This window comes from Microcoleus sp. Z1_A1, from assembly GCF_036700305.1.
Classification (GTDB): domain Bacteria; phylum Cyanobacteriota; class Cyanobacteriia; order Cyanobacteriales; family Microcoleaceae; genus Microcoleus.
The window spans coordinates 130,281-139,331 of sequence record NZ_JAUBOR010000001.1; the positions used below are offsets into that span (position 1 = coordinate 130,281).

The window sequence follows — 9,051 nt, forward strand, 5'->3', positions numbered from 1 at the left end:
CATCCTTTACATCCGTTACATCCGTTACAAAATCCGTTGCCGAACTTCTTTACCCTTCCGAAAGCAATTTTAAGTATTGCCTAATTAAGCCAATCGTGACAGCGGGAATTTCTAACTGCGGAGTCAAACCTACGTTTTCCAGAGGTTGAAAAACTTTGATTGCTTCGGGGTTGAGGTTTGCCAACCGCTGGCCGATATCGGGCCCGGTAAACTGCGATTTTTCTCCCCAAATAATCGCTGTCGGCGTTGTTAGCTGAGTGATGTACAGCGACAAGTCAAAGCACAAATCTCCCCGCACAAAAGACAGGGCGGCATATTCTGCATTGGGTTCCAAAGCAGATTGGAGGTAAGCATCAACAATTTCTTGGTAAACGCGACGCGAGTCGGCAAATTGGCGTTGTTCTAGGAAGCTACGGATGCCGCCGTCGGTGGCGATTCCGGTACTGTAGAGCAAGCGATCTAAAATCGGCGTGTTGACTAGCTTAGCGAAGAAACTGCTGCCGTAATCTTGTCCGAAATCCGACAAACCGCTGGGTATGGTCAAAATCAGGGATTTGAAGAGATCCGGCCGTGCGATCGCAGCTCGAATCGCGATCGCCCCTGTCAGCGAAGAAGCAATCACCTCTGTCGGACTGCCGCAAGTTTTTTCGAGAAATTCGATCAAAGTTGTGATATAATCTTCAACCTGATAATTTCTTGCCGGATGTTCCGATCGCCCCCAACCGATTAAATCCGGTGCTAAAATTCGATATTCTGCGGCAAAAGCCGGATAAACTTTCGACCATTCGTAGGCACTCGACCCGCCGCCAAAACCGTGAAAAAATACTAAGTTCGGCTTATTTTCCGAAGTTGAGGTCGGCAACCCCATCCAAGGCATTTTTTCAGCAGTGTAGTAAACCATTCTGCCGAGAGAAGTAACTATTGATCGCTGACCGAAGCCGAGGGGTACAAGCATAAACTAACCTTAATCGCTGTTATATTTTAGATTCTTTTCCGTCGCCCCGTCTTTGTTTAAAAAACTTGCAAAGCTGGTGGCGTTTTTGTAAAGATTGAGTAATGATTTAAATCTATTTTAGTACAGGTGAAGCGTGAAACTACAGACAGCAAGTAAGTTTTGCGATTTGGGCAATTCGGCTGTGTAGTTATCCTTACTGTTGCAAACTACCGCCGATCGGAGATAATAGCAAAATGATGGGTGAGACCCCTCAACAAAATAGAGTCTGTTCGCTAACCCCGAAAGCAGGCGCTCGGAAAGGAGGACTATTAGAACTCGCTTTCAGGCAGGCGGCAGGTTGGCCGACGCTCGCCAATCACAAATCATTAATCACGATATTTTGCGGAGCAGTGGCTTTTGAGGTCGAAAGTCTTTGTTGGAGGGCGGGCAATGGGGTTTCGATTCCTAATTGCAGGTTTGGCAATCACGGGCCTCGCCGTTATCAATTCCAAAACACAAGAAATAACTAATCTCAGGGAGGTCTACTAAAATGCAACTGCTCAGAAAAAGGGATCGCGAGGGTTTTATGGTTGATGCGAAAAGTCTTCAATCAGACGGGTTTGCAGAATTTGATACAGCCTATCGAAGCATGGATTTAAACGGCAAAAAGTCTGTTGTCGCCACTCCAGAACGCTCAGGCGCAGGGTCAGAGGTGCGATCGCGCGCCACGGTACCTGCGATCGTCCGCGTAGCTTTAGAAGACTTGAAATGCTTTGAAGTAGTAGAACATCAGTTTGCACATTGGGGGGTGACTTTTAGCAATGCCGTCGCCATCCAACCTTCAAACCCAGCATTTTTCACTGGTTCTGGGGCAACAGTGTTAATGGGGGCCCCCAAAAGCGGACTGATAGAAGTAACTTTTAAGTATCCAGTTCGCTGGGTGTCAGGACTTGTCACCAGTTCGCGACGAACTGTTTTATCTGCTTGTGACATTGACGGCAACCCAATAGTTCAGGATGAAATGCCGGCGCCCAATCTGGTGGGGTCTAATTCTCCGATCGACCCTAGGACTCCCCTGCGCGTAAAAGCTCCGAATATTCATAAAATTACTTTTTACGCTTTTGACGGTCAGCTAATAGTCGATGACTTGATGTTTGGATTGTGAACTACCAGACGCTGACCACTTAAGGGGTACAGCGCTGGCTTCCTGATTCAACGGGGCGGGGCGTCCAATAAAACCGAAGTTTTACCAGATCGACTTACATCCTCTCCACAGGCAGAAGCGCTAGTTCCTAACGCCAAAATCCGCAAGGCTTCATTTCTAATATTGATTGCTGCGTTTACATCACGGTCATGGTGAGTACCACAACGCTGACAACTCCATGCTCTAACATCAAGAGTGAGATTATCAACTCGATTTAGGCATACATGGCAAGTCTTAGAGCTAGGAAACCATCGATCAATCTCGACATATTGTTTTCCTTCACTCTCGGACTTGTACTTAAGCATCGTGCAGAACATACCCCAGCCAACATCACTAATTGATGAAGCTAAATTATGATTCTTGACCATGCCTTTGATATTGAGATTTTCCACTGCAATAACTTGGTTTTCGTTAACTATCTTGCGGGATAGCTTCTGTAGAAAATCTTCACGGCATCTAGCAATTTTGGAGTGAACTTTTGCCACTACCAGTCTTGCCTTTTTTCGGTTTTGACTACCTTTCTTTTTGCGATAAAGCTTTTGCTGCTTACGTTTTAGGTTGCGTTGACGCTTGATAAAATGTTTGGGATTGCCAAACTTAGAACCATCACTGGTGATCGCAAAATGAGTTAACCCTACATCAATGCCAATAGCTTTATCTGCTGGGACTAACTCAGGCTTTTCTTTCCCATCGTCAATCAAAACAGAAATAAAATGTTTGCCGTCCGGGTTGCGAGACACAGTAACGGTCTTGATGTCGCCCTCAAAATCACGATGTCGCCGACAGAAAACTAAACCAATCTTAGGTAGGTTGATATAGTCACCGTCGAATTTGACATTTTGAGGGTAGCCGATCGACTGCCTGCCGTGCTTTGACTTGAATTTGGGCAGCATCGCCCTCTTGTCAAAGAAGTTTTTGTAGGCAGTAGATAGATTCAATGCCACCACCTGCAAGCATTGAGAATAGGGTTCTTTTAGCCATTCGTATTCTTTTTTGAGTGGAGGGAGCAAGCCTTGTATGTATGCCCTAGATAGTCCTTTGCCAGTATTTTTGTAAGTTTCTTGACATAGATTTAAAGCATAGTTCCAAAACCATCTCGCACAACCAAAAGACTTTGCAAGCAAGGTTTCTTGCTCACTTGTGGGATAGATTCTGTACTTGTAGGCTTTATACATTTATCAAGATTGCAGAATACCGATAAGATGAGCGTAGCACACAAAAACTATATTGATTCGCTGTCGCTCAATTTATTTTCACCGCGAGCTTTCATCCCGACGCTCACCTTCGGTAGAGCGCGGGACTTCCCATTCGCATTAGTTAAAGCCATGCCATAAGTAGCGTCCCAAGTCTGCAAACCTTCGAGAAGGGCATTGCGGACTAAAGCTTCTGGTTCCCGACTCAGCATCAGGCGAAAGCACTCGGCAGCGCGGGAACGGGCTATGGAACTTTTGACAGAGCTCACAGGGCCAAACCCACCCTGATTCACCAAATCGGTCATTTGCCGCACAGCAATCAAACGCTTCACGGGGTCAGCATCAGTCAAATCCGCCAAGATGCGATCGATCGCATCTTCATCTTTTGCTGCCCCCAGACTCAACCCTTGCCGCAGCAACACCCCTGCAATCGCGATCGTACCCAAATTCTGCAAAATTAGGCTCAAAGCCATCCAGTGGCTCTCAGAGTCCGCCCAAATCGCCAAACTCATGTAAGCGCCCAAGGTAGCAATGCCGCCGGTGCCGACGGCTAAAACGAATCGGCGGTTCGGGCCCTCCCAAAATTGCTCGCCTTTTGCCCGCAGCAATTGCCAGTCCCACGACTGCCCTCGGTAAACCACCATCATCGCTGCTATCCCCAGGCCTGTGGAAAACAGTAATTCACTGTTCCACCACCCCCAAACTGCTGCCAGGGTGATAACTGCCAGCCAACCTTTGGATCGAGTCAAACTCTCTAGCAGCCACTTGAGAAACGCAGTAGAAACCACAGGCGATCGGGCCCAGGAGGTCTTACCATCTACCCTCCGGCGTCTTGTTTCGGCAGTCCGGCCTGTGGCTGTTGGGGTTGCCGACGGGCGATCGTCCGAACTCAATTCTCTCAAAGCTTGACCATCAGTTATTTCTAAAGACAGGTCGCTCAAGGGAAGATTACCGAGTTCCAAAGTGCGATCGGACACTTTCACCGGCGATCTATTCAGCTTGGTTGTAGTTTTTTTAACTTGATTCATACTGACTTTTTTGAAAAATAACTTAAAGTTATCCAGGCTTTTTTAGCACTGATTTAGATTCTCGGCAAATAAGACTCTAAGCTTCTATGATACCGGAAATTCAAACCCGTGGCGAGTACCGCAAATGCGCCGAATTCCGAGAAATCCTTACCAAAAATAGAGCGATTGAAGATTGTTGAGAAAAGCACCACAGGTTAACAGGGAATATTTCTGCATCGCTCTTGAGACAGAATGGCGATCGGAGTTGGCATGATAGCCAAAAAGCGAAATTTTTTAATTTCCGAAAATAGGGGAATTTTGAGTGATTCAATTCGTCCGCCAAGAAATGCACGACGAAAATTTAGCCTTTTGCCCGCAGGCCCGGACTCTCGCTGCTACCCGGTGTCAGATGAGGCTGGGTTCAGCTTGACCGCTAGCGGGACGAACCGCAGCGGGCCGAGCATCCAGACAGTATTGGTTGATAATTAATAGCAGGAGCATTCCTAAACTGCTAAGATTTTTGAATTAATGGGAGTTGAGTTAATTAAACCGGGTTCTGCTAAAAAGGAGTCCCGGATGCTCATGGGCAGGGGTTAAATGGCGGGAGCATCTCAAGTCGGGTAAATTAACCGTCATTCTTGTAGCGGCGCGTTCACGCCCGATCGCCAATATCGGCCAGATATCGGCGTAAAACAGCCCCGCCACCTGCATATTATGGTCGATCGACCGGACTAGATAGCAGGAAAGCCATCATCCGGGTTCAAACCGGTAAAGCAGCAAGGCAAGCAACCGACCGCGCAATCCGGTTCGGCAATTGCAGAGGCTGGAGAAACAGCGGCTTTTGACCAAACTCAGACAGAACTACTGCCCCAAAGTGTGTCTGCGGAGGTTAGGCTAGTGAAGAGACGAAAAGAATAGTTACGATCGAGACTTCCAACGTCTACTTTGTAATTTATTGCTCAGTTGTCAAGCCCAACAGTTTTGCATTCTCGCGATGAGCGAGACTCTTGGCAGTTCCCACAAGTGGGGAACTCGACCGTCAAAGAACTTGGGTTTGATGGTAAAGCCCTTAGTAATATGTAAACACCTTATCGATAACTCGCCGGAACAATCTTGCAAGAAAACCCATGTCTAGTATGCACAACCAATTCACGGTTCACTTCTGGGGCGTTAGAGGTAGCATAGCGTCTCCCGGGGCAGAAACAGTACGTTACGGGGGCAACACGCCCTGTGTAGAAATGCGAGTGGGTGAGAGTCGCCTAATTTTCGATGGCGGTACTGGATTGCGGGTTTTGGGACAAACTCTCCTGTCCCAGATGCCCGTAAAAGCTCATATGTTTTTTACTCACTCTCACTGGGATCACATTCAAGGATTCCCATTTTTTGTCCCAGCTTTTATTCCTGGGAACTGCTTTCACATCTATGGGGCTATTGCTCCTAATAAGGCTACTATCCAGCAGCGCCTCCACGACCAGATGCTGCACCCCAATTTTCCGGTACCCCTGCAAATTATGGGGGCAGACCTGAAATTTAACGATATAGAAGTGGGCAAACCGCTGGAAATCGGAGAGATTAAGGTGGAAACTGCTTTGCTGAACCATCCGGGCGAAGCTATAGGCTACCGCGTAAACTGGCGGGGGTATTCGGCTGCTTACGTGACTGATACCGAACATTTTCCCGATCGTTTAGACGAAAATGTGCTGTATTTGGCTCAGGATGCTGAGGTGCTGATCTACGACGCTACTTATACCGATGAGGAGTATTATGCGGAGAAAAGCAGCAAGGTCGGCTGGGGACATTCGACTTGGCAGGAAGCGGTGAAGGTGGCAAAGGCTGCTAATGTCAAAAAGTTGGTGATTTTTCACCACGACCCGCTGCACAATGACGAGTTTTTAGACAAGGTGGGAGAACAAGTGGCTCAAAGATTCCCGAACAGTTTGATGGCGCGGGAAGGTTTGTCGTTACAATTGCTGCCTCCTGATAACAATTTGTCTGAAGTGTCGGTGCAAGCGCCTCAAGTGCCTGTCTGATGGATTTGAGATTGCCCGATGGTTCTGAAATCTTGAGGTCAGAAATCTCAAATTTAAGTTAGGGCTGACCTCAGAGACGGATACAAGCCCCCGGCTTAAGTGGTGGAAAACCAAAAAGTTTAGACCAAAGTTCAACCTTCCAGATTTATCTGTGGAGTAAAATCTAAAATCTAAAATCTAAAATCTAAAATCGACTGGCGATCGCACTAAGTATGTCAAAATTTTAAGCGTGTGGGTAACTTCTTCTTCTACCGCTGCTCTGACTCCAACTTCTGTTGCCTTGGGAAACTTTGATGGTTTGCACCTAGGGCATCGACAAGTCGTGCAGCCAATTTTAAATCGATCGCCTGGGCAAAATTCTGCCAGGGTGATTGCGTCGGGGCAAAACTTGCGCTCAAACGTTGGCACAGATCAAAATTGGGAAACAGAACATCCGGCGACCTGCGAAAATGACTCAGCAGCACCGCCGGATCGAGCCGACAGCCGCCATAAGTTCGAGGGTTTGATAGGCGCTCGGGCCGACGGCAACAGCCTTTCTGGAATCGATTCTGATGGGGTCGATCGACTTTACAGCACTGTGGTGACATTCGATCCGCACCCGCAAGAATTTTTTACGGGTCAACCGAAAAAACTGCTGACACCTCTGGCAGAAAAGGTAGAATTGCTCGCAGCCATGGGCGTCGAGCAACTTGTGCTGCTGCCGTTCGATCGAGAATTAGCGGCTTTGACTGCTTGTGAGTTTGTCGAGGAAATTTTGGTGCGGCAACTAAAAGCGAGTCGAATTAGTGTGGGGGTTGATTTTCGGTTTGGGCGGGGACGCGCTGGGACGGCTGTGGATTTGCAGTCGATCGCCTCTGGTTACGGTATTGATGTTGCTCTTGTACCGCTGCACAATTGCGGTGAGGGCGATCGGATCAGCAGTTCTGCAATCCGCGAAGGTCTGGCATCCGGCGACCTCAGAAGAGCGAATCAGTTGCTGGGGCGACCTTACAGTTTAGTCGGAACTGTGGTTGGGGGACAGCGGCTGGGTAGGACGATCGGATTTCCTACTGCTAATATCGAACTGCCGCCGGAAAAATTTTTGCCACGTTTTGGCGTGTATGCAGTGCGAGTCTCGCTGAAGCATGGATGGGAAAATATGAAAGAGGAAAGTTCTTCCTATCAGCGGGAAAACCCCAAATCTGTAATCCCCGGCACAGCATCCAATTTATCTTTTGTCAATGGGGTGATGAATGTTGGCTGCCGCCCGACGGTAGACGGTCTGCAACCCACTGTGGAAGTTCACCTGTTAGATTGGTCTGGGGATTTGTACGGTCAAACCTTGAGTGCGAGTTTGGTAGAGTTTTTGCGACCCGAACAAAAATTCGCTTCTCTGGATGCTCTCAAAACTCAAATTCAGGCAGATTGCGATATTGCTAGAAGCCTCTTAACTGCTAAAGTCTAATAATTATGTGATCTAGAACAGGCGATCGCTTTTAAAAATGGTGCAAGATGAGTCAGACTAAATTCTAGTTGTACAAATACGAAGTCCGCAAGGCAAAGACTCAAGAATTTGGCAATCTTGATATCTTTTCAACAATTAGCAATTAGCAATTCGCAATTAACAATTAGAAATCAGGGATATGAGACAACATATTGAGCGGCTCAAACAAAATCTAGGCAAAACTATGGTTGGCAAAGCGGATGCTATTCGCTTGGTGCTGGTAGCCGTGTTTTCGGGCGGACACGCGCTGCTGGAAGACGTGCCTGGTGTGGGAAAAACGCTGCTGGCGAAGTCTTTGGCGCGATCGATCGATGGGAAGTTTCAGCGGATTCAGTGCACTCCCGATTTGTTACCGACGGATGTCACCGGTACTAATATTTGGAATCCGCGCAGCGGAGAGTTTGAGTTTTTGCCCGGCCCAGTTTTTGCTAATGTTTTGCTTGCTGATGAAATCAATCGGGCGACGCCGCGAACTCAGTCAGCTTTGCTGGAAGTGATGGAAGAAAAGCAGGTGACAGTAGACGGAGTTTCTCGAAATGTTCCGACGCCGTTTTTTGTGATTGCGACTCAGAACCCGATCGAATATCAAGGCACTTTTCCGTTACCGGAAGCGCAAATGGATCGGTTTACTTTGTCTTTGACTTTGGGCTATCCCGCTGCGTTGGAAGAGTTGCAAATGTTGGAACGGCTTTCTGATAGTTTTGCTGTTGAAGATTTGCAGCCTTGTATTTCTTTGGCAGAAGTGCAGGAATTGCGTCGTTTGTGCGCTGGTGTGAAGGTGGAAGGCTCTTTGAAACAGTATATTGTAGATTTGGTGCGATCGACGCGGGAGGATGAGGAGATTACTCTGGGGGTGAGTCCCCGGGGCGCGGTGGCTTTGCACCGGGCGTCGCAGGCTTTGGCGTTTATTTCGGGGCGGGATTTTGCTACCCCGGATGATGTGAAGGATTTGGCGCCGCACGTACTGTCTCACCGGTTGATTCCGGCGGGGGGAAGAAGGGCTAAGACGATTGTTGACAAGTTGTTGCGGTCTGTTCCTATTCCTTAAAAAGTTTGTAAGTAGGTTGCTTTAATTATAGGAACAGGCAAGATGCCTGTTCCACAAAGAATTACAGCTTAATTAAAGGAACAGGCAAGATGCCTGTTCCACAAACAATAAAGAATTACAGCTTAATTCAAGGAACAGGCAAGATGCCTGTT

At 47.7% G+C, this 9,051-nt stretch carries 7 protein-coding genes; 4 read left to right on the top strand and 3 right to left on the bottom strand.

The window, feature by feature from the left end; all coding sequences use genetic code 11:
* Window positions 1-49: 49 nt before the first annotated feature.
* Window positions 50-955, bottom strand: coding sequence for an alpha/beta hydrolase (locus QT973_RS00585; RefSeq protein WP_333207669.1), 906 nt, complete (start codon window positions 953-955; stop codon window positions 50-52).
* A gap of 529 nt (window positions 956-1,484) precedes the next feature.
* Between QT973_RS00585 and QT973_RS00590 the strand changes: the two genes are divergently transcribed.
* Complete coding sequence (locus QT973_RS00590; RefSeq protein WP_333055673.1) at window positions 1,485-2,099, top strand: hypothetical protein; 615 nt, start codon at window positions 1,485-1,487, stop codon at window positions 2,097-2,099.
* 47 nt (window positions 2,100-2,146) lie between these two features.
* Here QT973_RS00590 and QT973_RS00595 read toward each other — a convergent pair whose 3' ends face one another.
* Together QT973_RS00595 and QT973_RS00600 are read right to left on the bottom strand one after the other, a co-directional pair.
* Entirely contained in the window at window positions 2,147-3,313 is a 1,167-nt protein-coding gene (locus QT973_RS00595; RefSeq protein WP_333313803.1) for an RNA-guided endonuclease TnpB family protein, read from the bottom strand.
* A 47-nt stretch (window positions 3,314-3,360) separates the two neighbouring features.
* Complete coding sequence (locus tag QT973_RS00600) at window positions 3,361-4,359, bottom strand: hypothetical protein (protein ID WP_333207666.1); 999 nt, start codon at window positions 4,357-4,359, stop codon at window positions 3,361-3,363.
* Window positions 4,360-5,465: 1,106 nt separating this feature from the next.
* Here QT973_RS00600 and QT973_RS00605 point away from each other — a divergent pair.
* From QT973_RS00605 to QT973_RS00615, 3 genes are all read left to right on the top strand, one after another.
* Window positions 5,466-6,368: an MBL fold metallo-hydrolase gene (locus tag QT973_RS00605; RefSeq protein ID WP_333057201.1), complete on the top strand. Its 903-nt coding sequence runs from the start codon at window positions 5,466-5,468 to the stop codon at window positions 6,366-6,368.
* 229 nt (window positions 6,369-6,597) lie between these two features.
* Window positions 6,598-7,812 carry a bifunctional riboflavin kinase/FAD synthetase gene (locus QT973_RS00610; RefSeq protein ID WP_333057200.1) on the top strand — a complete coding sequence of 405 codons (1,215 nt, stop codon included), beginning with the start codon at window positions 6,598-6,600 and terminating at the stop codon, window positions 7,810-7,812.
* Between the two features lie 178 nt (window positions 7,813-7,990).
* Window positions 7,991-8,899 carry a MoxR family ATPase gene (locus QT973_RS00615; protein ID WP_333057199.1) on the top strand — a complete coding sequence of 303 codons (909 nt, stop codon included), beginning with the start codon at window positions 7,991-7,993 and terminating at the stop codon, window positions 8,897-8,899.
* The last annotated feature ends 152 nt before the right edge of the window (window positions 8,900-9,051 follow it).

What these genes read in the sequence shown, in the direction of transcription:
- QT973_RS00585 (WP_333207669.1), bottom strand. Translation starts at nt 955, where the DNA reads ATGCTTGTACCCCTCGGCTTCGGTCAGCGATCAATAGTTACTTCTCTC.
- QT973_RS00590 (WP_333055673.1), top strand. Translation starts at nt 1,485, where the DNA reads ATGCAACTGCTCAGAAAAAGGGATCGCGAGGGTTTTATGGTTGATGCG.
- QT973_RS00595 (WP_333313803.1), bottom strand. Translation starts at nt 3,313, where the DNA reads ATGTATAAAGCCTACAAGTACAGAATCTATCCCACAAGTGAGCAAGAA.
- QT973_RS00600 (WP_333207666.1), bottom strand. Translation starts at nt 4,359, where the DNA reads ATGAATCAAGTTAAAAAAACTACAACCAAGCTGAATAGATCGCCGGTG.
- QT973_RS00605 (WP_333057201.1), top strand. Translation starts at nt 5,466, where the DNA reads ATGTCTAGTATGCACAACCAATTCACGGTTCACTTCTGGGGCGTTAGA.
- QT973_RS00615 (WP_333057199.1), top strand. Translation starts at nt 7,991, where the DNA reads ATGAGACAACATATTGAGCGGCTCAAACAAAATCTAGGCAAAACTATG.